20 protein-coding genes and 4 tRNA genes are annotated in these 24555 nt (G+C 69.5%); 13 read left to right on the top strand and 11 right to left on the bottom strand.

Features of this window, described 5'->3' with window-relative positions; all coding sequences use genetic code 11:
• Nucleotides 1–129 precede the first annotated feature (129 nt).
• The 3 genes from hrpA to ACIBB8_RS24625 all read left to right on the top strand — a co-directional run bounded on the left by hrpA (nucleotide 130) and on the right by ACIBB8_RS24625 (nucleotide 4718).
• Entirely contained in the window at nucleotides 130–4062 is a 3933-nt protein-coding gene (gene hrpA, locus ACIBB8_RS24635; RefSeq protein WP_398955499.1) for an ATP-dependent RNA helicase HrpA, read from the top strand.
• Between the two features lie 148 nt (nucleotides 4063–4210).
• Nucleotides 4211–4285 (top strand) — tRNA-Asp (locus ACIBB8_RS24630).
• A gap of 139 nt (nucleotides 4286–4424) precedes the next feature.
• A complete protein-coding gene (locus ACIBB8_RS24625) occupies nucleotides 4425–4718 on the top strand; it encodes a DUF6274 family protein (protein ID WP_398955497.1) in 294 nt (97 codons plus the stop codon).
• A gap of 465 nt (nucleotides 4719–5183) precedes the next feature.
• Here ACIBB8_RS24625 and bldC read toward each other — a convergent pair whose 3' ends face one another.
• Both bldC and ACIBB8_RS24615 read right to left on the bottom strand, forming a co-directional pair.
• Nucleotides 5184–5390 carry a developmental transcriptional regulator BldC gene (bldC, locus tag ACIBB8_RS24620; protein WP_003949541.1) on the bottom strand — a complete coding sequence of 69 codons (207 nt, stop codon included), beginning with the start codon at nucleotides 5388–5390 and terminating at the stop codon, nucleotides 5184–5186.
• 546 nt (nucleotides 5391–5936) lie between these two features.
• Nucleotides 5937–6782: a hypothetical protein gene (locus tag ACIBB8_RS24615; protein ID WP_398955495.1), complete on the bottom strand. Its 846-nt coding sequence runs from the start codon at nucleotides 6780–6782 to the stop codon at nucleotides 5937–5939.
• Nucleotides 6783–6958: 176 nt separating this feature from the next.
• Here ACIBB8_RS24615 and ACIBB8_RS24610 point away from each other — a divergent pair, with 176 nt between their 5' ends.
• Complete coding sequence (locus tag ACIBB8_RS24610; RefSeq protein ID WP_358858234.1) at nucleotides 6959–8041, top strand: Glu/Leu/Phe/Val dehydrogenase dimerization domain-containing protein; 1083 nt, start codon at nucleotides 6959–6961, stop codon at nucleotides 8039–8041.
• Between the two features lie 327 nt (nucleotides 8042–8368).
• On the top strand, nucleotides 8369–8626 hold the full coding sequence (locus ACIBB8_RS24605; RefSeq protein ID WP_358858233.1) for a DUF3073 domain-containing protein: 258 nt from the start codon (nucleotides 8369–8371) through the stop codon (nucleotides 8624–8626).
• A 354-nt stretch (nucleotides 8627–8980) separates the two neighbouring features.
• Here the strand turns inward: ACIBB8_RS24605 and purM are convergent, their stop codons facing one another.
• The 7 genes from purM to purS all read right to left on the bottom strand — a co-directional run bounded on the left by purM (nucleotide 8981) and on the right by purS (nucleotide 16496).
• Nucleotides 8981–10054 carry a phosphoribosylformylglycinamidine cyclo-ligase gene (purM, locus tag ACIBB8_RS24600; RefSeq protein ID WP_398955493.1) on the bottom strand — a complete coding sequence of 358 codons (1074 nt, stop codon included), beginning with the start codon at nucleotides 10052–10054 and terminating at the stop codon, nucleotides 8981–8983.
• Between the two features lie 60 nt (nucleotides 10055–10114).
• Nucleotides 10115–11641: an amidophosphoribosyltransferase gene (purF, locus tag ACIBB8_RS24595; protein ID WP_398955491.1), complete on the bottom strand. Its 1527-nt coding sequence runs from the start codon at nucleotides 11639–11641 to the stop codon at nucleotides 10115–10117.
• A 527-nt stretch (nucleotides 11642–12168) separates the two neighbouring features.
• The gene (locus ACIBB8_RS24590) at nucleotides 12169–12366 is read right to left on the bottom strand and encodes a hypothetical protein (RefSeq protein WP_398955489.1); all 198 of its coding nucleotides are present in this window, start codon (nucleotides 12364–12366) and stop codon (nucleotides 12169–12171) included.
• A 52-nt stretch (nucleotides 12367–12418) separates the two neighbouring features.
• Nucleotides 12419–13219, bottom strand: a complete 801-nt coding sequence (locus ACIBB8_RS24585) for a sterol carrier family protein (RefSeq protein ID WP_398955487.1) — start codon at nucleotides 13217–13219, stop codon at nucleotides 12419–12421.
• A gap of 93 nt (nucleotides 13220–13312) precedes the next feature.
• A complete protein-coding gene (gene purL, locus ACIBB8_RS24580) occupies nucleotides 13313–15562 on the bottom strand; it encodes a phosphoribosylformylglycinamidine synthase subunit PurL (RefSeq protein WP_398955484.1) in 2250 nt (749 codons plus the stop codon).
• A complete protein-coding gene (gene purQ / locus ACIBB8_RS24575; protein ID WP_398955482.1) occupies nucleotides 15559–16239 on the bottom strand; it encodes a phosphoribosylformylglycinamidine synthase subunit PurQ in 681 nt (226 codons plus the stop codon). The genes purL and purQ overlap by 4 nt, the downstream gene beginning before the upstream one ends.
• Nucleotides 16236–16496 carry a phosphoribosylformylglycinamidine synthase subunit PurS gene (gene purS, locus ACIBB8_RS24570; RefSeq protein WP_037695153.1) on the bottom strand — a complete coding sequence of 87 codons (261 nt, stop codon included), beginning with the start codon at nucleotides 16494–16496 and terminating at the stop codon, nucleotides 16236–16238. The genes purQ and purS overlap by 4 nt, the downstream gene beginning before the upstream one ends.
• Before the next feature lie 383 nt (nucleotides 16497–16879).
• Between purS and ACIBB8_RS24565 the strand changes: the two genes are divergently transcribed.
• The 8 genes from ACIBB8_RS24565 (at nucleotide 16880) to ACIBB8_RS24530 (ending at nucleotide 21491) form a co-directional block, all read left to right on the top strand.
• Nucleotides 16880–17215, top strand: coding sequence for an Lsr2 family protein (locus tag ACIBB8_RS24565; protein ID WP_398955480.1), 336 nt, complete (start codon nucleotides 16880–16882; stop codon nucleotides 17213–17215).
• Between the two features lie 125 nt (nucleotides 17216–17340).
• A tRNA-Gly gene (locus ACIBB8_RS24560) sits at nucleotides 17341–17412 on the top strand.
• A gap of 81 nt (nucleotides 17413–17493) precedes the next feature.
• Nucleotides 17494–17566 (top strand) — tRNA-Gly (locus ACIBB8_RS24555).
• A gap of 144 nt (nucleotides 17567–17710) precedes the next feature.
• Nucleotides 17711–18637, top strand: a complete 927-nt coding sequence (locus ACIBB8_RS24550; RefSeq protein ID WP_398955478.1) for an ABC transporter ATP-binding protein — start codon at nucleotides 17711–17713, stop codon at nucleotides 18635–18637.
• Nucleotides 18634–19401, top strand: coding sequence for an ABC transporter permease (locus tag ACIBB8_RS24545; protein WP_398955476.1), 768 nt, complete (start codon nucleotides 18634–18636; stop codon nucleotides 19399–19401). The genes ACIBB8_RS24550 and ACIBB8_RS24545 overlap by 4 nt, the downstream gene beginning before the upstream one ends.
• Before the next feature lie 130 nt (nucleotides 19402–19531).
• Complete coding sequence (locus ACIBB8_RS24540) at nucleotides 19532–20776, top strand: sensor histidine kinase (protein ID WP_398955474.1); 1245 nt, start codon at nucleotides 19532–19534, stop codon at nucleotides 20774–20776.
• Nucleotides 20773–21393, top strand: coding sequence for a response regulator (locus tag ACIBB8_RS24535; protein WP_398955472.1), 621 nt, complete (start codon nucleotides 20773–20775; stop codon nucleotides 21391–21393). The genes ACIBB8_RS24540 and ACIBB8_RS24535 overlap by 4 nt, the downstream gene beginning before the upstream one ends.
• A 22-nt stretch (nucleotides 21394–21415) precedes the next feature.
• Nucleotides 21416–21491: transfer RNA gene (locus ACIBB8_RS24530), tRNA-Gly, on the top strand.
• A gap of 43 nt (nucleotides 21492–21534) precedes the next feature.
• On the opposite strand, the gene ACIBB8_RS24525 is transcribed toward ACIBB8_RS24530, so the two are convergent.
• Both ACIBB8_RS24525 and ACIBB8_RS24520 read right to left on the bottom strand, forming a co-directional pair.
• Complete coding sequence (locus ACIBB8_RS24525; RefSeq protein ID WP_398955470.1) at nucleotides 21535–22434, bottom strand: phosphoribosylaminoimidazolesuccinocarboxamide synthase; 900 nt, start codon at nucleotides 22432–22434, stop codon at nucleotides 21535–21537.
• 323 nt (nucleotides 22435–22757) lie between these two features.
• Entirely contained in the window at nucleotides 22758–24221 is a 1464-nt protein-coding gene (locus ACIBB8_RS24520; protein ID WP_398955468.1) for a N,N-dimethylformamidase beta subunit family domain-containing protein, read from the bottom strand.
• Between the last annotated feature and the right edge of the window lie 334 nt (nucleotides 24222–24555).

Below are 24555 nucleotides of genomic sequence, written 5' to 3'. Positions count from 1 at the left end.
ACGAAGATCGGTTGCCCGAAATGGTACGTGCTGTGATCAGGAGCTCCCCCGCAGTCAGCGCGGCCGTGACGCAGACCGCGCGAAATAGGTTCGCCGTTCCTCGGGCCCGGGTGCGATCCTGGGATCCGTATGTCTACTTCCTTTGCCGATCTCCAGTCCCAGCTCGGACACGTCTCGCTCCGCGACGCGCACCGGCTCGGCCGCCGCCTCGAAGGGGCGCGCCGGATCCGTAAGCCCGAGGCCCGGCAGGCCGTGCTGGACGAGATCGCCACCCAGGCCGGGAAGGCAGCCGAGCGGCTCGCGGGGCGCGCCGAACGGATGCCCGCACTCTCGTACCCGGAAGAACTTCCGGTCAGCCAGAAGAAGGACGAGATCCTGGAGGCGATACGCGACAACCAGGTCGTGATCGTCGCCGGTGAGACCGGCTCCGGCAAGACCACGCAGATCCCGAAGATCTGCATGGAGCTGGGGCGTGGCGTCCGGGGCATGATCGGGCACACCCAGCCGCGCCGGATCGCGGCCCGTACGGTCGCCGAGCGCGTCGCCGACGAGCTGAAGACCCCGCTCGGCGAGGCAGTCGGCTGGAAGGTCCGCTTCACCGACCAGGTGAACCCGGACGCGACGTATCTGAAGCTGATGACGGACGGCATCCTGCTGGCCGAGATCCAGACGGACCGCGAGTTGCTCGCGTACGACACGATCATCATCGACGAGGCCCACGAGCGGTCGCTGAACATCGACTTCCTGCTGGGCTATCTGGCCCGGCTGCTGCCCAAGCGCCCCGACCTGAAGGTCGTCATCACCTCGGCGACCATCGACCCGGAGCGCTTCGCCCGGCACTTCGGTGATGCGCCGATCGTCGAGGTCAGCGGGCGTACGTACCCGGTCGAGGTGCGCTACCGCCCTCTGCTGGAGGCGGACACGGAGGACTCCGACCGCGACCAGATCACCGCGATCTGCGACGCCGTCGACGAGCTCCAGACGGAGGGCCCCGGCGATGTCCTGGTCTTCCTCTCCGGTGAGCGCGAGATCCGCGACACCGCGGACGCCCTGAACAAGAAGAACCTCCGCCACACCGAGGTGCTTCCTCTCTATGCGCGCCTGTCGCACGCCGAGCAGCACCGGGTGTTCCAGCGCCACACCGGCCGCAGGATCGTGCTGGCGACGAACGTCGCCGAGACCTCGCTGACCGTCCCCGGCATCAAGTACGTGATCGACCCGGGCAACGCCCGCATCTCCCGCTACAGCCACCGCACCAAGGTCCAGCGGCTGCCGATCGAACGGATCTCGCAGGCCAGCGCCAACCAGCGCAAGGGCCGCTGCGGCCGTACCTCGGACGGCATCTGCATCCGGCTGTACTCCGAGGACGACTTCCTGACCCGCCCGGAGTTCACGGACGCGGAGATCCTCCGTACGAACCTGGCGTCCGTCATCCTCCAGATGACCGCGGCCGGCCTCGGCGACATCGAGAAGTTCCCCTTCATCGACCCGCCGGACCACCGCAACATCCGCGACGGTGTGCAGCTGCTCCAGGAGCTCGGCGCACTCGACCCGGACGAGAAGGATCCGAAGAAACGGCTGACGCAGCTGGGGCGGAAGCTCTCGCAGCTTCCCGTGGACCCGCGCCTCGCCCGCATGGTCATCGAGGCCGACCGCAACGGCTGCACGCGCGAGGTCATGGTGATCGCCGCCGCGCTCTCCATCCAGGACCCGCGCGAGCGGCCCTCGGACAAGCAGACGCAGGCCGATCAGCAGCACGCCCGCTTCAAGGACGAGACGTCGGACTTCCTGGCGTTCCTGAATCTGTGGCGGTACATCCGCGAGCAGCAGAAGGAGCGCGGCTCGTCCAGCTTCCGCCGGATGTGCAAGCAGGAGTATCTGAACTTCCTGCGCATCCGCGAATGGCAGGACATCTATGCGCAGCTGCGTACGGTCGCGAAGCAGATGGGGATCCATCCCAACGAGGAGGATGCGCCCGAGCAGGCGGTGCACACCTCGCTGCTGGCCGGGCTGCTGTCGCACATCGGGCTGAAGGACACCGAGAAGAACGAGTACCTGGGCGCGCGCAACGCCAAATTCGCGATCTTCCCCGGTTCGGCGCTGTTCAAGAAGCAGCCGCGGTTCGTGATGTCGGCCGAGCTGGTCGAGACGTCCCGGCTGTGGGCGCGGGTCAACGCCCGGGTCGAACCGGAGTGGATCGAACCGCTGGCCCAGCATCTGCTGAAGCGCACCTACAGCGAGCCGCACTGGGAGAAGGACCAGGCGGCGGTGATGGCGTACGAGCGGGTCACGCTGTACGGCGTACCGATCGTCGCCCAGCGCAAGATCAATTTCGGCCGGATCGACGCCGAGACGTCCCGCGATCTCTTCATCCGGAACGCACTGGTCGAGGGCGACTGGCGGACACACCACCAGTTCTTCCATGACAACCGCAAACTTCTCGGCGAGGTCGAGGAGTTGGAGCACCGGGCGCGGCGCCGCGACATCCTCGTGGACGACGAGACGCTCTTCGACTTCTACGACCAGCGGATCCCGGAGCACGTCGTCTCCGGCGCGCACTTCGACTCCTGGTGGAAGCACAAGCGCCGCGACGAGCCGGACGCGCTCGACTTCGAGCGCTCGATGCTCATCAACGAGAAGGCCGGGGCCGTCACCAAGGACGACTACCCGGACTCCTGGCGGCAGGGGAAGCTCAAGTTCAAGGTGACGTACCAGTTCGAGCCCGGCGCGGACGCGGACGGTGTGACCGTCCACGTCCCGCTCCAGGTGCTCAACCAGGTCACCGCCGAGGGCTTCGACTGGCAGATCCCCGGCCTGCGCGAGGACGTGGTCACCGAGCTGATCCGTTCCCTGCCCAAGCCGATCCGCCGGCACTACGTCCCCGCGCCGAACTACGCGGGCCGGTTCCTGGACCGGGCGGTGCCGCTGCAGGAGCCGCTGCCGGTGACCCTCGCGCGTGAGCTCCAGCAGATGGTCGGGGTCCCGGTCTCCGCCGACGACTTCGATCTCTCCCGGATCCCGGACCACCTCAAGGTCACGTTCCGGATCGTCGACGAGCGGCGCCGCAGGGTGGCCGAGGACAAGGACCTGGAGGCGCTGAAGCTCCAGCTGCGCCCCAAGGCCCGTCAGGCCCTCTCCAAGGCCGCTGCGGCCACCGCGGGGCCCTCGGGCGAGTCCATCGAGCGTTCGGGGCTCACGGACTGGACGATCGGCACGCTGAACCGGGTCTTCGAGACCCGGCGGGCCGGCCAGCCGGTCAAGGCCTACCCGGCGCTCGTGGAGCAGGAGGGAGCCGCGGCGGGCACCGTGGCCGTACGGCTCTTCGACACCGAGGCCGAGCAGCAGCAGGCGATGTGGCGCGGCACCCGGAAGCTGATCCTGCTGAACATCCCGGTGAACCCGGCGAAGTTCGTCTCGGACAAGCTGACGAACCAGCAGAAGCTCGCCCTGTCCCGCAATCCGCACGGCTCCGTCCAGGCGCTGTTCGAGGACTGCGCGACCGCTGCCGCGGACCGGCTGATCGGCGCCCACGGCGGGCCGGCCTGGGACGAGGAGTCGTTCCGGAAGCTGTACGACAAGGTCCGCGCCGATCTCGTCGCGCTGACCGAGCACACGGTCGCCCAGGTGCAGCAGGTGCTGGCTGCCTGGCAGTCCTGTGAGCGGCGCCTGAAGGCCACCAACAGCCTGGTCCTGGTCAACAACGTCACCGATGTACGGAACCAGCTCGCCGCCCTCGTACCGCCGGGCTTCGTCACGAGGACCGGGCTGCGCAGGCTCCCCGACCTGATGCGCTACCTGGTCGCCGCGGACCGCCGGCTCCAGCAGATGCCGACGGCCGTCCAGCGCGACACCACGCGCATGGAGAAGGTCCACGAGATGCAGGACGAGTACGCCTGGCTGCTCGAGCAGATGCCGCAGGGCAGGCCCGTTCCGCAGGATGTCCTGGACATCCGCTGGATGATCGAGGAGCTGCGGGTGAGCTATTTCGCGCACGCCCTGGGCACCGCGTACCCCGTCTCGGACAAGCGGATCGTGAAGGCGATCGACGCCGCGACTCCGTGATCGGGCACCCCTCGGGGGCGTAACTCCCCCACTCCCTGTCGTGGGGCAGGCCGTAAGGGAGCCATCACCAGGAGTGAAGTCGACTGGAGCCGCCAATCTCCTGTACAGTCTGGTTTCGCAGGCAGCCGCAAGGAAGCCGCGAAAACCTGGTCCTGTGGAGCAGTTTGGAGTGCTCGCCACCCTGTCAAGGTGGAGGCCGCGGGTTCAAATCCCGTCAGGACCGCAGTAACGAAAGCCCGGATCCTTCTGGATCCGGGCTTTCGCGTGTCTTGACTCCGGCAACTGCCGACGGGTACTCAGACAGCAGGGGCCGCCCCTGTTCCTCGGCGCGGGGCGGCGCGGTCCACCGGGAGGTGGCGCGGATGGCGGCGTCCACGGCGAGGCATGAGACCCGAGCGCTGCTGCGCGCCCATCTGGCGGCCGCTTCCGGCTACCGGCATCTCACCCGGCACTGTCCGATCTGCCACCTGCTCCTGAGGCTCGCCATGGAGCCCGTGGCAGCCTCCCGGCCCGCCCCGCCCCCGGAACCGCCCGCGTCACCGGGCAGGGCCCCAGCGGCCGTTCAGGAGTCCGCGGCGCTCGCCGCCCCCATGGCCACCCACGGAGAACAGAACTGCGCCGACCGGACCGAGGAGGAAAGCCCTGCCGGCACGTGACCAATGGCGAGGGCGTCCGTCTCCCGGCAGTGGCAGGCTCGACCTTGGCAAGACTCAGGCCATGTGACGGGTGTCACTGAATGAGTTTTGAGAAAGCGTGACTTTACACCCTTCCTACAACTGGCGAATTTAATATGTGCAATTGCACTCCCCGGAAGATGCTTCCGCAGGGAGGCCCGGGGGCAGCCCACGAGCCCCCGGCATCCCCCGGGGGACCCGTGCGTCCGAGTCGGATGCGCCCGGACGGCACTCCACGCAAAGCCGGAGCCCCGGCCCACCGACCGCCCCGCGGGCACAAAAAGATCGCGCTGGACCCGGCGGAGTCCAGCGCGATCGAACGACATACCCCGTATTGCACAGGTATGGCGCCCGTTGGGGCGGGCGCCCGTCGTGTGGAGCTATGGGTGGGCGGACGCGGGTTGGGGGACCCGGGCAGCCCGGTTGTGACGCGGCGACAGGGGTGTGTCAGGCCTCGCTGCGCTGCTGCGGAATACCCGCAAGCAGTGCGCGGACCTCTGCCTCGCGGTACCGGCGGTGTCCACCGAGCGTGCGGATGGACGTGAGCTTGCCTGCCTTGGCCCAACGGGTGACCGTCTTCGGGTCCACGCGGAACATCGTGGCAACCTCAGCCGGGGTCAGCAGCGGCTCGGCATCAGGGGTGCGAGCGGTCATGAGCGGCCTCCTCGGGAGAACCGAACCATCTCGGTTCTTTCCTCTAAATTCTGCACCTTGACCCGCGTTGCCCGAAATGGCGGACGCGGGCCGAGTCGGTTATAGGACGAACGGCTTGTCCTCGGCACTACAACTACACCATCCGTCCAGCCGCGTCGGCCAAACCGATGGAATTGCCCTCCCAGGTGTTCATCAGCGACGGAAGCCGATGGACCATGCCATAGCGGACAGTCACACCACCGTGACGATCAGTCACAGAGCGATCAGGAGCCATCAGACCCCCCATAGCGTGCAATGCAGAGCAATCCGCCCACACTTGGACGGATGGAGTCCTCCCCGGACTCCTTGTCCTATTTTGGCACGAGGAGTGGGGAAGGGCGCAAGGGCCCAGTTAGTGCTATCCATCACCCTTGAGGCAAAGGCCCGGTTCGGGACGTAGGTCCTAGCGCCTCAGGAGTACGCTCCCGCCACTTTGCCCTCACCACTCCCATGAGTCACACGGACGAGCCGCGGGTGAGGCCGGTTTCCGACCCTGCACCGCCGGACTCAGCTGGCGAACTGACGGTCTCTCACGGCCCGCCAGCGCTCGGCCAGCCGCCCGTACGCCGCACTCGCCCCTTCGGTGTCACCGGCCCGCAGCGCCGCGATGCCCTCGGCGACATCCGCGGCCGACCGGTCCCCGGCGAGCTGCTCGGCCGACAGTGCGTGCACCAGTCCGCCGTAGTCGAGCTCGACCAGCGCGCGCGGATGGAACTCCTCCAGCCACCGGCCGACGTCCACCAGGCCCTCGGTCAGCGACCCCTCGTCGACGGTCTCCCTCAGCGTCCTCAGCGACCTGGCCAGCCGGCGGCGCGCCTGCACCATCGGGGTCCGGTAGCGCAGCACCGGCGCTCCCCCGCCGTCGGCCGCCTCCCTGTGTTCCCGCTCCTCGTCCGAGAAGAGGACGAACCAGCGCACCGGTACCTGCCACACCGCGGTCCGGATCCACGGCCGGGCGTCCGGATTGCGCTCTGCCCACCGCTCGTGGTCCGCGAGCGCCTGCCCGCGCACCACCGGCGGCAGCACCGCGTCGAGCACCGGGGCGGGGAACATCTCCGCCAGCTCCTCCAGCGCCAGCCAGCCGCGCAGCCGGGTCCGCCACGGACAGACGCACACCACACCGTCCACCTCGGCGACGAACGCGTCCCTGCTCTCGTGCACCGGCACCCCGACCGGCGGGGTGGCCGCCAAGTCGGCCAGCGAACGGCGGAGTTCGTCCTGTGCCGTGGGGATGCGGTCGCGCCCCGCGTAGCGGGCCCAGTGGGCCCGCTCCGGCTCCGGAAAAGCGGCCAGCGGTTCGTACACCCGGAGGTAGGACGCGTAAGGGACGAGCACCGAAGACACCACCGACATGCCTCAGATCGTGTCACGCCGGTACTCCGCCGGGGGGTGATCCTTGGCACTGGAACAGATCTACGGCCGCGTAGGACTTACGCTCATGCCCAGTCGGACCGTCCGTGCCGGTCGGTCCGGGGCCCTCCCCACCTTCAGGAGGGTCTTCCGCCGCTTCGTACTTGGGAGTCACCACCGTGACCGATGTGACCGACGGCGTCCTGCACACCCTGTTCCACTCGGATCAGGGGGGACACGAGCAAGTCGTGCTCTGCCAGGACCGCGCCAGCGGCCTCAAGGCCGTCATCGCCATCCACTCCACCGCCCTGGGCCCGGCCCTCGGCGGCACCCGCTTCTATCCGTACGCCTCCGAGGAGGCGGCCGTCGCGGATGCGCTGAACCTGGCGCGCGGCATGTCGTACAAGAACGCCATGGCCGGTCTCGACCACGGCGGCGGCAAGGCCGTCATCATCGGCGACCCCGAGAAGATCAAGACCGAGGAACTGCTGCTGGCCTACGGCCGGGCCGTGGCCTCGCTCGGCGGGCGCTACGTGACCGCCTGCGACGTCGGCACGTACGTCTCCGACATGGACGTCGTCGCCCGCGAGTGCCGGTGGACCACCGGCCGCTCCCCGGAGAACGGCGGCGCCGGCGACTCCTCCGTCCTCACCGCGTTCGGTGTCTTCCAGGGCATGCGGGCCTCGGCCCAGCACCTCTGGGGCGACCCGACGCTGCGTGGCCGAAAAGTGGCGGTCGCGGGCGTCGGCAAGGTCGGCCACCACCTCGTCGAACATCTGCTGTCGGACGGCGCCGAGGTCGTGGTCACGGACGTCCGGGAGGAATCGGTACGCCGGATCACCGATCTCCACCCCGAGGTGGCCGTCGCCGCGGACACCGCCGCGCTGATCCGTACCGAAGGCCTCGACATCTACGCCCCGTGCGCGCTCGGCGGTGCGCTGAACGACGAGACCGTCCCGGTGCTCACGGCCAAGGTGGTGTGCGGCGCGGCCAACAACCAGCTGGCACACCCGGGCGTCGAGAAGGATCTCGCGGACCGTTCGATCCTGTACGCCCCCGACTACGTGGTGAACGCGGGCGGCGTCATCCAGGTCGCCGACGAGCTGCACGGCTTCGACTTCGACCGATGCAAGGCGAAGGCGTCGAAGATCTTCGACACCACGCTGGCCATATTCGCACGTGCGAAGGAAGACGGCATTCCGCCGGCCGCTGCGGCCGACCGGATCGCCGAGCAGCGGATGGCCGAGGCGCGGCGCGCCTGACCGCTCGTCACCGACGGTCACAGAGCCCCCACCGGGCGTCGCGGCCGTTCCTCGGACCGCTGCCCCGCCGACCGGCGAGACAAGACTCACGCCGGTCGGCGGGTCGCATGCCGAGAAGAGGTTAAAATCGCAGTTGACCAGCGAGGACGGGGCTTCTCGTTGGCCCTGTTCCGGGGCGTGTGATGCGGGCGGCGTACCGTATGGCCACGGAAGCAGGTACCGTTAAAGCCCTACGGGCACGGTCTCTCTGCCGAGAGTCCGTCCTGAAACATGAACGCGTGTCAAGACTCTGGGGCCGTCGAGCCCCGTCACCGAGGGGGTCGAGCCATGGGGCGCGGCCGGGCAAAGGCCAAGCAGACAAAGGTCGCCCGCCAGCTGAAGTACAGCAGCGGCGGGACTGACCTGTCGCGTCTGGCCAATGAGCTGGGCGCATCGCCTTCGAGTCAGCCACCGAACGCAGAGCCGTTCGAGGACGACGACAAGGAAGATGACCCGTACGCACAGTACGCGGACCTGTACAACGATGACGACGACGAGGACGAGGACGACCAGTCCGGTCCGTCGTCACAGCGCCGCGGCGCTTGACCTCGCGCTGACACAGAACCCGGTCCGGGCCTGCCCGGACCGGGTTCTGTGTTGCGCTTTTCGGGGCCGATCGGCAGCTTGAGCCTGCCCGGCGACCAAGAGCAAGATGGTCACCGGACGGGATCGGTGTGCCCTGCCCCCGCCACGTGTCCCACTCCCCCTCCCGACAGGCTCTGCCCCGTCGCGCCGCCCGGCACGCACACTCGCCGCGTCGGCCGGAAGCCCTGGTAGCTCCTTCCCCAAGCTCTCAGCTTCGTTCGAGCAGGGGAGAACCCACCTCAGGGCGTCCGGCAGCCCTGCGATCGCACGCACCGGACGCCACTTCGCATGGGGCAAACGCTGCCGGTCATTGCACTAGCGCGCGTACGTGCCGACCAGCTCGGCACCCGAGCCGTGCGTACCGCGGTCCGTGATCTCGCCAGCCACCCAGGAGTCGACCCCGCGGTCGGCCAGCGTCGTCAGAGCGGCATCCACGGATTCCGCCGGGACGATCGCGATCATGCCGACGCCCATGTTGAGCGTCTTCTCCAGCTCCAGCTGCTCGACCTGACCGGCCTTGCCGACCAGGTCGAAGACCGCGCCGGGCGTCCACGTGGAGCGGTCGACAGTGGCGTGCAGGGCGTCCGGGATGACCCGGGCCAGGTTGTTGGCGAGACCGCCGCCGGTGACGTGGCTGAAGCCGTGTACCTCGGTCGTACGGGTCAGCGCCAGGCAGTCCAGCGAGTAGATCCTGGTGGGCTCCAGGAGCTCCTCGCCGAGCGTGCGGCCGAACTCCTCGACGTCGCGGTCCAGCGTCCAGCCGGCCCGGTCGAAGAAGACGTGGCGGACGAGCGAGTACCCGTTGGAGTGAAGTCCGGACGACGCCATCGCGATGACCGCGTCACCCTTACGGATACGCTCCGGGCCGAGCAGCCGGTCGGCCTCGACCACACCCGTACCGGCGCCCGCGACATCGAAGTCGTCGGGGCCGAGGAGGCCCGGGTGTTCGGCGGTCTCGCCGCCGACCAGGGCGCAGCCGGCGAGCACGCAGCCTTCGGCGATGCCCTTCACGATGGACGCGACACGCTCGGGGTGCACTTTGCCGACGCAGATGTAGTCGGTCATGAAGAGCGGCTCGGCGCCGCAGACGACCAGGTCGTCGACGACCATGCCGACGAGGTCGTGGCCGATGGTGTCGTACACGCCCATCTTGCGGGCGAGGTCGACCTTCGTGCCGACGCCGTCGGTGGCGGAGGCGAGCAGCGGACGCTCGTAGCGCTTGAGGGCCGAGGCGTCGAAGAGGCCGGCGAATCCGCCGAGGCCGCCAAGGCCCGCAACCTCTGCGCGCTGCGTCTTCTTCACCCACTCCTTCATCAGCTCGACGGCACGGTCGCCGGCCTCGATGTCGACGCCCGCTGCCGCGTAGGAAGCACCTGTTGTCTCAGACATTGCCTGGGATCTTTCGTGTGGAAATACGGGGCTGGTGGCAGGGCTGGTGTGCGTGGCCGGTCACGGACGACGCAGTGCGTCGGCCGCCGCGGTCGCCGCAGGGCCTGCCGCCAGCTCGGTCTCCAGCAGCTGCTTGCCGAGCAGCTCCGGGTCCGGGAGCTCCATCGGGTACTCACCGTCGAAGCAGGCGCGGCACAGGTTCGGCTTGGCGATCGTGGTCGCCTCGATCATCGCGTCGAGCGAGATGTACGCGAGCGAGTCGGCCCCCATGGACGTGGAGATCTCGTCGACCGTCATGCCGTTGGCGATCAGCTCCGCGCGGGTCGCGAAGTCGATGCCGAAGAAGCAGGGCCACTTCACCGGCGGGGACGAGATCCGGATGTGGATCTCGGCGGCACCGGCCTCGCGGAGCATCCGGACCAGTGCGCGCTGGGTGTTGCCGCGGACGATCGAGTCGTCGACGACCACCAGGCGCTTGCCCTTGATGACTTCCTTGAGCGGGTTCAGCTTGAGGCGGATGCCCAGCTGGCGAATGGTCTGGGAGGGCTGGATGAAGGTCCGGCCGACGTACGCGTTCTTGACCAGGCCGGCGCCGAACGGGATGCCGCTTGCTTCCGCGTAGCCGATGGCGGCGGGCGTGCCGGACTCCGGAGTCGCTATGACCAGATCGGCCTCGACCGGGGCCTCGGCGGCCAGCCTGCGGCCCATCTCCACGCGGGAGAGGTACACGTTGCGCCCGGCGATGTCGGTGTCGGGGCGGGCCAGATAGACGTACTCAAAGACACAGCCCTTGGGCTTCGCTTCCGCGAAGCGCGAGGTGCGCAGGCCGTTCTCGTCGATGGCGACGAGCTCGCCCGGCTCGATCTCGCGGACGAAGCTGGCACCGCAGATGTCGAGGGCGGCGGACTCGGAGGCCACCACCCAGCCACGCTCCAGCCGGCCGAGGACGAGCGGGCGGATGCCCTGCGGGTCACGGGCTGCGTAGAGGGTGTGCTCGTCCATGAAGACGAGGGAGAAGGCACCCCGGACATCAGGGAGCACCTTCGCGGCGGCCTGTTCGATGGTGAGCGGCTTGCCGTCGTCGTCGGTCTGGCCGGCGAGCAGGGCGGTCACCAGATCGGTGTCGTTCGTCGCGGCGACCTGGGTGGCGCGGCCGTCCTTGCGGGGAAGGTCGGCAACCATCTCGGCGAGCTGGGCCGTATTGACCAGATTGCCGTTGTGACCCAGGGCGATCGAGCCGTGCGCGGTCGCACGGAACGTCGGCTGCGCGTTCTCCCACACCGAGGCACCGGTGGTGGAGTAGCGGGCATGACCGACCGCGATATGGCCCTGGAGAGATCCCAGAGACGTTTCGTCGAAGACCTGCGAGACCAGTCCCATGTCCTTGAAGACCAGGATCTGGGACCCGTTGCTCACTGCGATGCCCGCGGACTCCTGTCCACGGTGCTGCAGGGCATACAGTCCGAAATAGGTGAGCTTGGCGACCTCTTCACCCGGAGCCCAGACACCGAAGACGCCGCAAGCGTCCTGGGGGCCCTTTTCTCCGGGGAGCAGGTCGTGGTTGAGTCGTCCATCACCACGAGGCACACCACCGAGTGTAGGCGAGGTCGACCACTGGTCCGAATTGGGGATACCCCGTCGGAGCACCGGGGAAGAGGCCCGAAGTGCCGTTCCGGAGGCCACGTGCGCGGTCACGGGCAGTGACGGAATTCGGCTGTCGGCGGGGGGCGGAGGCGGGGCAGGATCCGCTACAGGGCGGCTGACGCCCGGCCTCCCGGCCGTTTACCGGCTAGTTCAAGCCAGGGGGTGCCCCCGGGGGTGCCGGGCCCGGTGGTGGCGCTCGGTGAGTCCGCCGACGGGGCGCCGGGGGCGCTGGCCGAACGCTCGTTTCGTGGCGAGCCTCACACCGGGTGCGTGCCGCCGAGGCCGGTATGCGGCTTCTCCGCGCCGGCGGCGTCACCGTCGGGTCCGCTCCGCTGTGCGCGGGCCGCCGGTGCGCCGCGCGCGGGGTGCTGGTGCGCCTCGCCCCTGCGTCCGGACTGCGAGACCGCACTGACGGGCGCATGCCCCCTTGGCGGCCTCCTGACCCGCGCAGCCCCTCGGTGACCGCTCGGTCACGGGAGCGGGTGCTGCGGCGCGGCGACCGGAAGTACCACCGGGGCGAGAACGGCGCCGACCGGCTCTTCCAGCTCGCCCCAGACCCGCGGGAACAGGCGAACCGGGCAAAAGCCGAGCCGGAGCTGCCGGCCGAACTGCGGGCGTGCCGGGAGAAGACGTACGCCGAGGGCCAGGACGCCGACGCTGACAGGCATGCGGTGTCTGAGCATGGCCATGTGACGACACGAAGGGCCGGTCCGGTTCCTCTCAGCGGAGCAGCGGCAGCAGGTCGCCGAGATCGGCCCGCTCGCCGCCGGCACTGACCTCTGCCGCATCGAGCGCCGCCCGCCACCGCGTACGCCCGGTCGCGAGCCGGATCCAGGTCAGCGGATCGGTCTCGACGACGTTGGGCGGCGTACCGCGCGTGTGCTTCGGGCCCGGGACGCACTGGACGACGGCGAACGGCGGAACGCGCACCTCCACCGAGCCGCCGGGCGCCTTCTCCGCGAGGGCGTCGGCGAGCAGTCGGGTGCAGGCGGCGAGTGCCTGCCGGTCGTACGGGATGTCGAGCCCGGTCGCCGCGCTCAGGTCGTCCGTGTGCACGACGAGTTCGACGGTGCGGGTGACGAGGAAGTCACCCAGCCGCATCACACCGACCCGGGTCGGCAGCAGCCGGTCCTCACCCACGCCCGGCACCACCGCGTCGAACCGGTCGGCGACCTCCGCGTACAACGCGTCGAGGTCGGGACGGTCCGCGGCGAGCGCCCTGGTGGCGTCGGCGATCCGGCCGGCCCGCCCCGCGGTCGAGAACGGCCACTCCAGCAGGGAGACCTCGGGCTTGTCCCCGGGCGGCTCGGGCAGCTCCAGGTTCCGGCAGACGTTCGAGACCGCCATGGTCAGATGGACGGCCAGCTCCCGCACCGTCCACTCCCCGAGCCGGGTCGGCAGGGCGAGCTGATCGGGCGTCAGCGTGCTGACCGCTGACCGGACATGGGCGAACTGCGCCTGTACGGCGGTGCGGGTCCGGGCGAGGTCGTAGCGGCGGGCGCGCTTCTGGGACGGCGGCATGGGAGCGAGCCTACGGGGTGTCCCCACGACGAAGCCCCCGCCCGGCGGACCGGGCGGGGGCTCAGATGCCACGCAGTCGAACAGCGCTCCGGCTCAGGCGAGCAGACCGGGGATCGTCGCCTCGTGGGCCGTGCGGAGTTCGCTCAGCGGGATGCTGAACTCGCCCTGGACCTCGATCTCCTCGCCGTCCACGACACCGATCCGGGTGACGGGCAGACCCCGCGCCCCGCACATGTCGTTGAAGCGGAGCTCCTCGCTGCGCGGAATCGAGACGACCGCGCGGCCCGCAGACTCGGAGAACAGGAACGTGAACGCGTCCAGACCGTCCGGCACCACCAGCCGGGCACCCTTCCCGCCGCGGAGGCAGGACTCGGTGACCGCCTGGATCAGGCCGCCGTCGGAGAGGTCGTGCGCCGCGTCGACCATGCCGTCGCGGGACGCCGAGATCAGGATCTCGCCGAGCAGCTTCTCGCGGCCCAGGTCGACCTTGGGCGGCAGCCCGCCGAGGTGGTTGTGGACGACCTCGGACCAGGCCGAGCCGCCGAACTCCTCACGCGTGTCGCCGAGGAGGTAGAGGAGCTGGCCCTCGTCCTTGAAGGCGACCGGGGTACGCCGCGTCACGTCGTCGATCACGCCGAGCACGGCCACGACCGGTGTCGGGTGGATCGCCGTCTCACCGGTCTGGTTGTACAGCGACACATTGCCGCCGGTGACCGGGGTGCCCAGCTCCAGGCAGCCGTCCGCGAGACCGCGGGTGGCCTCGGCGAACTGCCACATGACGTCCGGGTCCTCGGGCGAACCGAAGTTCAGGCAGTCCGAGATGGCGAGCGGCTTGGCGCCGGATGTGGCGACATTGCGGTACGCCTCCGCCAGCGCGAGCTGTGCACCCGTGTACGGGTCGAGCTTCGCGTACCGGCCGTTGCCGTCGGTCGCCATGGCCACGCCCAGGTTCGACTTCTCGTCGATCCGGACCATGCCGGCGTCCTCGGGCATCGCGAGCACGGTGTTGCCCTGCACGAACCGGTCGTACTGGTCCGTGATCCATGCCTTCGAGGCCTGGTTCGGGGAGGCGACCAGCTTCAGCACCTGCTCGCGCAGCTCGGCGGCGTTCGCCGGGCGGGGCAGCTTGTTCGCGTCGTCGGCCTGCAGCGCGTCCTGCCAGGACGGGCGGGCGAACGGGCGGTGGTACGTCGGGCCCTCGTGGGCGACGGACCGCGGCGGCACGTCGACGATCTGCTCGCCGTGCCAGAAGATCTCCAGCTGCGAGCCCTCGGTCACCTCACCGATGACGGTGGCGATGACGTCCCACTTCTCGCAGATCTCCAGGAAGCGGTCCACGTGCTGCGGCTCGACGATCGCGCACATGCGCTCCTGCGACTCGCTCATGAGGATTTCCTCGGGCGAGAGGGAGGAGTCGCGCAGCGGAACGGTGTCCAGCTCGACGCGCATACCACCGGAACCGGCGGAGGCCAGCTCCGAAGTGGCGCAGGAGAGACCCGCGCCGCCGAGGTCCTGGATGCCCGCGACGAGCTTCTCGCCGAAGATCTCCAGGGTGCACTCGATGAGGAGCTTCTCCTGGAACGGGTCGCCGACCTGGACGGCCGGGCGCTTCGCCGGACCGGTCGACTCGAAGGTCTCCGAGGCCAGGACCGAGACGCCGCCGATGCCGTCGCCGCCGGTGCGGGCGCCGTACAGGATCACCTTGTTGCCGGGGCCGGAGGCCTTGGCCAGGTGGATGTCCTCGTGCTTCATCACGCCGATGCAGCCTGCGTTGACGAGCGGGTTGCCCTGGTAGCAGGCGTCGAAGACGACCTCGCCGCCGATGTTGGGCAGCCCCAGGCAGTTGCCGTACCCGCCGATACCCGCGACGACACCCGGGAGGACCCGCTTGGTGTCGGGGTGGTCGGCCGCTCCGAACCGCAGCGGGTCGACGACCGCGACCGGACGGGCACCCATGGCGAGGATGTCGCGGACGATGCCGCCGACGCCGGTGGCCGCGCCCTGGTAGGGCTCGATGTACGAGGGGTGGTTGTGCGACTCGACCTTGAAGGTGACCGCGTACCCCTGACCGACGTCGACCACACCGGCGTTCTCGCCGATGCCGACGAGCATCGCGTCGTTGGCGGGGACCTTCTCGCCGAACTGCTTGAGGTGGACCTTGCTGCTCTTGTACGAGCAGTGCTCGGACCACATCACGGAGTACATGGCGAGCTCGGCGCCAGTGGGACGGCGGCCCAGGATCTCGCGGATCCGGGCGTACTCGTCCTCCTTGAGGCCGAGCTCCTTCCAGGGCTGCTCGACGTCCGGGGTCTCGGCCGCGTGCTTGACCGTATCCAGGCTCATGCGTTGACCAGCTTCTTGATGATCGAGGTGAAGAAACCGAGACCGTCGGTGCGACCGGTTCCGACCAGCGGCTCGACGGCGTGCTCCGGGTGCGGCATCAGACCGACGACATTGCCCGCGGCGTTGGTGATGCCGGCGATGTCGCGGAGCGAGCCGTTGGGGTTCACGTCCAGGTAGCGGAAGGCGACGCGGCCCTCCGCCTCCAGCTCGTCGAGGACGCGCTCATCGGCGACGTAACGCCCGTCCATGTTCTTGAGCGGTACGGAGATCTCCTGGCCCGCGGAGTAGTCCGAGGTCCAGGCGGTCTCCGCGTTCTCGACGCGGAGCTTCTGGTCGCGGCAGATGAAGTGCAAGTGGTTGTTGCGCAGCATCGCGCCGGGCAGCAGATGCGCCTCGGTCAGGATCTGGAAGCCGTTGCAGATGCCGAGGACCGGCATCCCCGCCCTGGCCTGCTCGATGACGGTCTCCATGACCGGCGAGAACCGGGAGATGGCCCCGGCCCGCAGATAGTCGCCGTAGGAGAAGCCGCCCGCCAGGATGACCGCGTCGACCTGGTGCAGGTCCTTGTCGCGGTGCCACAGCGATACGGGTTCGGCGCCCGCGACCCGTACGGCCCTCAGGCTGTCCTGGTCGTCGAGCGTGCCCGGAAAGGTGACGACTCCGATACGAGCAGTCACTTCGACTCCTCGGCCTTCTCCACCTTCACGGTGAAGTCCTCGATGACGGTGTTGGCGAGGAACGTCTCGGCCATCTCGTGAATGCGACCGAGGGCGGCATCATCGACCGGCCCCTCGACCTCCAGCTCGAAACGCTTTCCCTGACGTACGTCCGCGATTCCCTCGAAACCGAGACGGGGCAGTGCACGCTGCACCGCCTGTCCCTGCGGGTCGAGGATCTCCGGCTTGAGCATGACGTCGACTACGACGCGTGCCACTGGCACTCCCGGTGGTGGTGTGGTGCGGCTGTTTCTCCGGGGGGCTCCCCAGACCCCCGCAAGTCCCCTCAGCCTACCTGCCCAGAAATTCTACGCGGGTAGATATCAAACGGGCTCGATCACGTGGAGATATCGGCTGTGACAACAGGCGGGAAAAGTTCCGCAAAGAGAAATCCTCACGGCACTTACATAGAAGGCGGACACGCGGAGGCAATTGGCCGGGCTTCACAATGCGGTGCCTGTCGCTGTACAAATGATTACCGGGGAAAGCAGGATTACCCCTAAACAGTCGACACCGGTCGACCCGCATCCGCCTAGCAGCCGGAAGGCCGGTCATCAGCGCATGCCAGACGCGCCGATGCCGTAGGAAAGGACCGATATCCGTGGCTCAGCGCGTAGTGGTCACCCTCTCCGACGACATCGACGGGGGAGCAGCGGCGGAAACGGTCACCTTCGCCCTGGACGGGAAGTCGTACGAGATCGACCTGAATCCGTCCAATGCAAAGAAACTGCGCAAGGCCCTCGCGCCGTACATGGCGGCCGGCCGCAAGCAGACAAATACCGGCAAGCGCGGCAGGACTCCCGCCTCATACCGGCACACCTCACTGGAACCCGACCCGGCGGCCGTGCGCGCCTGGGCCCGCTCGCACCGGATGGACGTGCCGGCCCGCGGCCGGATCCCCAAGAAGGTCTACGAGGCGTTCCGCGAGGCCAGTTGAACGACACCCTGCACGGACCCCGCGGCGACACCCCGCGGCACCGACTTGCGCGACACCCCATCAGTTCGGCTAGAGTCTGGAGCACGCCGAGGGGCAAGGCCGAAAAGCCGGGCCTCACGCAGCGTGCGGGTGTAGTTCAGTAGCAGAACATCCCCCTTCCAGGGGGAAGGCGCAGTGTGCAATTCCTGTCACCCGCTCTGCATCGCTCTCAACAACCACTCCGGTGGATCGGGTAGAGTGGTGTTCGCACCGCCCAGTGAAAGCTGAGCGGCAGCAATGCGGACGTGGCTCAGTTGGTAGAGCATCACCTTGCCAAGGTGAGGGTCGCGAGTTCGAATCTCGTCGTCCGCTCTTGATCGAAGGCCCTGGTCGATACAGACCAGGGCCTTCGTCGTATTCCGGCACCCGTCGGCCCCGGTCCCGCATGACGTTTGTCATGGGCAGTGGTGACAGCTCGCACTGCTCACCGCCATGATCCGGCGGAAGTCTGAGGACATGACCAGCGATGAATGCGTGATCGAGGCGGACGGGGTGCGGCGCCGCTATGCCGGCGGCTTCGAGGCTGTGAGCGAGATCTCCTTCTCTGTGGCGCGCGGCGAAATCTTCGCGCTGCTCGGAACGAACGGCGCGGGCAAGACGTCCACCGTCGAATTGCTGGAGGGCCTGGCCCGGCCCGACGGCGGGGTCGTACGAGTGCTCGGCCACGACCCGTACCGCGAGCGCGCCGCCGTCCGCCCCCGGATCGGGGTGATGCTCCAGGAGGGCGGCTTCCCGTCCGATCTCACGGTCTCCGAGACCCTGCGGATGTGGGCGGGATGCACCAGCGCACCGCGGCCCACCGGTGAGGCGCTGGGGCTCGTCGGTCTCACCGGCCGCGCGCGCGTCCGGGTCAAGCAGCTCTCCGGCGGCGAGAAGCGACGCCTCGACCTGGCGCTGGCGCTGCTCGGCAGGCCGGACGTGCTGTTCCTGGACGAGCCGACCACCGGACTCGATGCCGAGGGGCGGCGGGACACCTGGGAGCTGGTGCGCACGCTGCGGGACGGCGGCACGACGGTCCTTCTCACCACGCACTACCTGGAAGAGGCGGAATCACTCGCCGGCCGGCTGGCAATCATGCACCGGGGCCGGATCGTGGTCGCGGGGACCCCCGCCGAGGTGACCGCGTCCCGTCCGGCCCGGATCCGGTTCGAGCTGCCCGTGGGGGTCGGTGCGGGGCGGCTGCCGCTGGGGCTGCGGGCCGCGGCCGACGGGCGGCGGATCGGGATCCGCACCCGCCGGCTGCAGGACTCACTGGGCGAACTGCTCGGCTGGGCAAGGGAGTCCGACGTGGAACTCCTGCGGCTCGACGCCCGTTCGGCATCGCTCGAAGAGGCATTTCTCGATATCGCGCGGACGGCGCAGGAAGCGGCGGTGACGGCATGACCGGCACGACGGTCCGGGGACGGCTGAGCGCTCTCGGACGGGCCGAGCTGACGCTGCTGCTGCGGAACAGATCGGCGGTCTTCGTCGCGCTGCTCGTCCCCGTCGTGATGGTCGTGGCGATGAAGTCGTCGCTCGAATCGGTCGACCTCGCCGGGACCGGGGTGACCGTGGCCGGAGCGGCGCTGAGCGGCGGTGTCGGCATGGTGCTGATCCAGGTCGTCTACATGAACCTGGTCGCCGCCTATGTCGCGCGGCGCGAGGATCTGGTGCTGAAGCGGCTGCGTACCGGGGAGGTGCCCGACCGGGAGATCCTCACCGGGACCGCGATGCCGTCGGTGGCGCTGGCGCTCGCACAAACCGTACTGATGATCTCGGTCGGCGCGGCCGTGTTCGGGCTCGGCGGGCCGCGGCGGCCCGAGCTGCTCGCAGCCGGGCTGCTGGTGGGTGTGGTGATGCTGACCGCGCTGGCGGCAGCGACGTCCGCGGTGACCCGCACCGTACAGACCGCCCAGCTCACCACCCTGCCGCTGTTCCTCGTCTCGATGGTGGGCTCCGGGCTCTTCGTGCCCCTGGACGTGCTGCCGGACGGGATTGCAGAGGTGTGCGAACTGCTGCCGATGACCGGTGTGATGACCCTCGTGCGGACCGGCTGGCTCGGCGGCGAGGGCGCCGGCCTGCTCGGGGCGGGGCTGAACGCGCTGGCCTGGACGGCGCTCGCGGTGTTTGCTGTGCAGCGGCGGTTCCGCTGGGAACCGCGGCGCTGACGGCCTCCCCTGCGGTGGGGAGTGGATCAGCAAGCGGCGTCATGCGGCTTCGACGACAACGCCGCACGCGCAGCCGCAGGGTGTCGGGAGCCCGTCCCCGTCGTGGGGCAGGCCGTGAGGGGGGTGTGCTGTGTGGGAGCGGATACGGGGCCGGTGCGGCCGCAGCGGGCTCGACAAGGTCGATCTTTACACCCGCGGGACGCTGTACAGCCTGGTGTGGCTGGGGGTCGCCGTGCAGTCGGCCCTGTCGCTGACCCGCCCGGTCCGCGCGTCCGCCGCGCCCTGGCTGATCATCACCGTCTGTCTGCTCGCGGTGGCTCAGGGCGTGCACGCCACCCGGATGACGTCACCCGCGCTCGACACGTACCTGGGCCGGGCGGTGGCCGGCAGCGGGCAACTGCTCTGCGGGGGCGCGCTGATGGCCGTGAACCTGGCGACCACGGTGGCGCTCGCCGAGAGTGCCGGGCCGGACGGGTTCCCCGATCTGTGGGTGGCGCTCGGAGGAGCTGTCCTGCCGTTCGGCATGTGGTTCAGCCTGAGTGTGCGACGGCGGACCGTGGCCCTGGCGCACGCGATCCTGCTGGCGGCGCTCTGCGGGGTCTGCGCGCTCGTCGGAGGCAGTGAGCGGGTCTTCGACGTTCTGCTGTCGGTCGGTTTCTGGGGCGGCTGGACCGTGCTGACCTCGCGCTGCTCCGCCTGGACGCTGGATGTGATGTGGAAGCTCCAGGAGGCCCGGGACGTGGAGGCGCGGCTGGCGGTTGCCGAGGAGCGGCTGCGGTTCGGCCGGGACATGCATGACGTGCTGGGCCGCAATCTCGCCGTGATCGCGCTGAAGAGCGAGCTGGCGGTGGAGCTGGCGCAGCGCGGCAAGCCGCAGGCCGTGGACCAGATGGTGGAGGTGCAGCGGATCGCCCGCGCCTCCCAGCAGGAGATCCGCGACGTCGTACGGGGCTACCGGGAGGCAGATCTGCAGACGGAACTCGTCGGGGCGCAGAGCGTGTTGCGGGCGGCGGGAATCGAGTGCGCCATCGAGGGGACCGCCGGTACGGGCCTGCCCACGCCCGTGCAGTCGGCCCTCGGCTGGGTCGTGCGGGAGGCGGCGACCAATGTGCTGCGGCACGGCGATCCGCGGCGCTGCACGATCCGGCTCGGGGCGACCGCGGACTCGGTGGTGCTGGACATGGAGAACGACGGGGCGGGCGCGGGGGTGGCGATGGCCGGTGCGGGTGGTTCCGGGCTGGCCGGGCTACGGGAGCGACTGGGCACGCTGGGCGGTTCGCTGGACGCGGGTCCGGCGGGGAACGGGCTCTTCCGGCTGACGGCAACCCTCCCGGTACCGCGGCCGCGCACGGCCCCCTTGCCGGAGGAACGATGACGACCGCGCAGACCGTACGGGTGCTGCTCGCCGACGACGAGCATCTGATCCGGGGCGCGCTGGCCGCGCTGCTCGCGCTGGAGGACGACCTCGTGGTGGTCGCGGAGGCCGCGACCGGTCCGGAGGCGCTCGCCATGGCGCGCGCCCATCGCCCCGATGTCGCGGTCCTCGATCTGGAGATGCCGGGCGCGGACGGTGTGAGTGTGGCCACATCGCTGCGGGCTGAACTGCCCGGCTGCCGGACCATGATCGTGACGAGTCATGGCCGCCCCGGACACCTGAAACGGGCGCTCGCGGCGGGCGTGCGGGCGTTCGTCCCGAAGACGGTCAGCGCCCGGCAGCTGGCCGGCATCATTCGTACCGTCCACGCCGGAAACCGTTATGTGGACCCGGAGTTGGCTGCCGACGCGATCTCCGCCGGGGACTCGCCGCTGACGGTGCGCGAGGCCGAGGTGCTGGAACTGGCGGCGGACGGGGCACCGGTCGCGGAGATCGCGGAGCGGGCGTCGCTGTCGCAGGGAACCGTCCGGAATTACCTCTCCGCGGCCGCTTCGAAGCTCGGCGCGGAGAACCGTCATGCGGCGGTGCGTCTCGCGCGGGAGCGCGGATGGGTATAGTAGGCATCGCGCTTCGGCGCATGCGAACGTAGCTCAGCTGGTAGAGCGCAACCTTGCCAAGGTTGAGGTCGCGAGTTCGAACCTCGTCGTTCGCTCCACGCAAGAAGGCCCCGGTCCTGTGACCGGGGCCTTCTTCATGTCCTACTGCCAGGTGTGGCCGGTGAGGACTTCGTACGCCTCCACGTACTTCGCCCGGGTCGCGTCGACGATCTCCTGCGGCAGCGCCGGCGGCGGCTGCTCGCTCTTCCGGTCCCAGCCGGAGGCCGGTGAGGTCAGCCAGTCGCGCACGAACTGCTTGTCGTACGAGGGCTGCGCCTTGCCCGGCTCCCAGGCAGCGGCCGGCCAGAAGCGGGACGAGTCCGGGGTCAGCACCTCGTCCGCGATGATCAGGTCCTCCCCGTCGAAGCCGAACTCGAACTTGGTGTCGGCGAGGATGATGCCGCGCTCGCGGGCGATGTCGCGGGCCCGGGCGTAGATGTCGAGGGTGGCGCGACGCAGCAGGGCCGCGGTCTCCGCACCGACCTCGCGGGCCACTTCCTCGTACGACACGTTCTCGTCGTGGTCACCGACGGCCGCCTTGGTGGCGGGGGTGAAGATCGGTGCCGGGAGTTCGGATCCGTTGACGAGCCCCTCGGGGAGGACGAGTCCGCAGACCGTACGGGACTCGTTGTACTCGACGAGGCCCGAGCCGGTGAGATAGCCGCGGGCGACGCACTCGACGGGGACCATTCGCAGCGACTTGCAGATCAGTGTCCGCCCGGCCCAGTCGGCGGGGGCTCCGGCCGGGAGCTCCGTGGACAGGACGTGGTTCGGGACGAGATCGGACAGCTGGTCGAACCACCACAGCGAGAGCTGGGTGAGGACGCGGCCCTTGTCGGGGATCTCGGTGGGCAGGACCCAGTCGTACGCGGACATCCGGTCGCTGGCGACCATGACGAGGTCGCCCGCCTCGTTCCGGTACAGCTCGCGCACCTTGCCGGTGTGGAGGTGGGTGAGTCCGGGGACCACCACCGGCTCGGGCTTTTCTACAAATCCGGACACGCTGCCTCCGCGTAGGTTGATCCAGGAGTCGTTCCGATTCTCCCGTATCCGGTGGGATGGGGCGGAGCGGGGGGTTGAGGACACCCGCAGGTGACTCCGGACGGCCCTTCTCAGAGCCTGCCGAGTGACCTTCGACCGGAGAGCGGACGCGGCGTGGTGCGTGCGATTCCAAGGCGCCGGAAGGTCCTCGGATGGGGTCTCCCCTGCTCGAACGAAGCTGAGAGCCCGGCCAAGATCTTCAGTGCCCTCCTAGGCCATTTCGGCAACGCCGGAAGCGTGCGTGCCACACCGCGTCCGGCCGATCAGAGGCCGCCCGACATCTCTCAGCCGCGTTTGCAGATGCGGTCGAGGAGATTGGCAGTGGCGCGCTGGATGCGGGTGTCCACGTGGCCCGGGCGGTCCAGGGCCGGGGACCAGGCGAAGGTGCCGGAGGCGAAGACGAGTGCGCCGGACGGGGCGCGGTAGAGGGACGTCTCCTGGTGGCGCGTCGCGCCTTCGCTGTCCTGGTACGGGGAGTGGGCGAGCAGAATGCGGCTGTCGTGCTCCGGGAGGGCGGTGCGCGGGAAGTAGCGGTCGGCCTCGCCGGCGACCAGTCCGTCGATCTCGTCGCCCTCGTCCGCCCCGGTCGCGTCCCAGAGCCAGTGCTCCGCGTTCCGTACGACCAGGGGGTGGGGGTCGGGAACCCGGCCCGCGTACTGGATGCCGAGGACCTGCTGCTCGGCCCGGTCGACCTCGCGCCAGAGTGCGGGCCTGCCCGGGCCGCGGCGTTTGCGGCAGGTGAGCAGCCGGTCCGGGACACCGGACGGCGACGGGGAGAGGCTGACCTGCCAGTACATGGTGTTGGCGGAGAGGAAGACGAGCGAGGTGCCGCCGCCGCGCGCCGCTTCCACGGTGCGGCGCATCGGGACCGACCAGTACTCGTCGTGGCCGGGGAAGATCAGGCCCCGGTACCGGCCGGCGTCGATCCGGCCGGCATGCAGATCGCGGGTGTCGGCGTACCCGATGTCGTAGCCGTACCGCTCGGCCCAGCGGATGAAGTCGTAGGCATGACCGACGTGGAGGGGCAGCCCGGCGCCCGCGTACGGGCGGTCGAAGGAGACGGTGACCGCCGCGTCCTCCTCGCCGAGCAGCCGGCCCTGTTCGTCCCACGCGTGGTAGAGGCTGGCGCCGGTGCGGCCGTCCTCGGGGTAGAGGTTGTACGCCTGCCAGGTGATGTCCGGCAGGACGAGCAGCAGATCGGCCGGGTGGTCGTCGCGGACGGTGAACGGGATGTGGGAGCGGTAGCCGTCGACCGTGGTGAGCACGGCGACGTAGGCGCCGATCGACCAGTAGGTGGGGATCTGCAGCCGCCAGGACTGCCACCAGTGGTGGCAGGAGACGGTGCGGTCGGCGGTGAGCGGGGCGGGCTGGACGATGCCGGAGAGCCGTGGGCTCGTGGTGATCTTGGCGGCGCCGTCGCCCCCGTAATGACCGATCCGGTAGATGTCCACGGTGAACTGCTGCGGCGGGTCCACGGTGATGTGGAAGTCGATCGCCTCACCGGGGGCTGCGGCGCCGGTCGAGGCGAAACCCTTGATCTGGCGGTGGACGTCGTCGGCGGTACGGGTGCCTCCGCCGGTGGAGCCGCGGGCCAGGGCGGGATCGGCGTACCAGGGGACGACCTGGCCGGTGTCGTCGAAGTAGTTCTCGCTGCCGCGGAGCCAGGGCAGGGGGCCCTGGCCGAACGGATCGGAGACGGCATGCGCGAGGGCACCCGATTCCCATCGGCGAATCTGCTCCGCCCCCATGGCGCTTCCCTCCCTCGAGTCCCCCGGGACAACAGTGGTGCGTTGACTGTCGGCGTCGATCCCCAGCACATCACATAACGCATGCACCTCGTCACCGTTCGTCGTGAATTGACGTGAACGGAACGCTTTTCTCCGGATCGTGGGGCCGACGAGCCCCTGACCCGCGGGAGCGCGCCCGTGGGTCACGGCCTCCCCCGCGACAGGGAGTGGATCGGCGAGCGGCGTCGTGCGGCTTCGGTGGCAAGGCGGAGGACGGGGTCGACGCGGAGGGGGCACCTCCCACGCCCTTAAGGCTGTGGGGGAGTCGGTGACCGACGACAACGCCGAAGGGGGC

It is taken from the genome of Streptomyces sp. NPDC051286, assembly GCF_044455345.1.
Classification (GTDB): domain Bacteria; phylum Actinomycetota; class Actinomycetes; order Streptomycetales; family Streptomycetaceae; genus Streptomyces.
This window is presented reverse-complemented; position numbering and strand designations above follow the sequence as displayed.

Coding starts and splice junctions, on each gene's coding strand:
- ACIBB8_RS24585 (WP_398955487.1), bottom strand. CDS start 13,219: ATGCCGCCGTCCCAGAAGCGCGCCCGCCGCTACGACCTCGCCCGGACC.
- ACIBB8_RS24545 (WP_398955476.1), top strand. CDS start 18,634: ATGACCGGCACGACGGTCCGGGGACGGCTGAGCGCTCTCGGACGGGCC.
- bldC (WP_003949541.1), bottom strand. CDS start 5,390: ATGACCGCTCGCACCCCTGATGCCGAGCCGCTGCTGACCCCGGCTGAG.
- ACIBB8_RS24550 (WP_398955478.1), top strand. CDS start 17,711: ATGACCAGCGATGAATGCGTGATCGAGGCGGACGGGGTGCGGCGCCGC.
- ACIBB8_RS24535 (WP_398955472.1), top strand. CDS start 20,773: ATGACGACCGCGCAGACCGTACGGGTGCTGCTCGCCGACGACGAGCAT.
- ACIBB8_RS24605 (WP_358858233.1), top strand. CDS start 8,369: ATGGGGCGCGGCCGGGCAAAGGCCAAGCAGACAAAGGTCGCCCGCCAG.
- ACIBB8_RS24520 (WP_398955468.1), bottom strand. CDS start 24,221: ATGGGGGCGGAGCAGATTCGCCGATGGGAATCGGGTGCCCTCGCGCAT.
- hrpA (WP_398955499.1), top strand. CDS start 130: ATGTCTACTTCCTTTGCCGATCTCCAGTCCCAGCTCGGACACGTCTCG.
- ACIBB8_RS24615 (WP_398955495.1), bottom strand. CDS start 6,782: ATGTCGGTGGTGTCTTCGGTGCTCGTCCCTTACGCGTCCTACCTCCGG.
- purL (WP_398955484.1), bottom strand. CDS start 15,562: ATGAGCCTGGATACGGTCAAGCACGCGGCCGAGACCCCGGACGTCGAG.
- ACIBB8_RS24625 (WP_398955497.1), top strand. CDS start 4,425: ATGGCGGCGTCCACGGCGAGGCATGAGACCCGAGCGCTGCTGCGCGCC.
- ACIBB8_RS24590 (WP_398955489.1), bottom strand. CDS start 12,366: ATGCCTGTCAGCGTCGGCGTCCTGGCCCTCGGCGTACGTCTTCTCCCG.
- purM (WP_398955493.1), bottom strand. CDS start 10,054: ATGTCTGAGACAACAGGTGCTTCCTACGCGGCAGCGGGCGTCGACATC.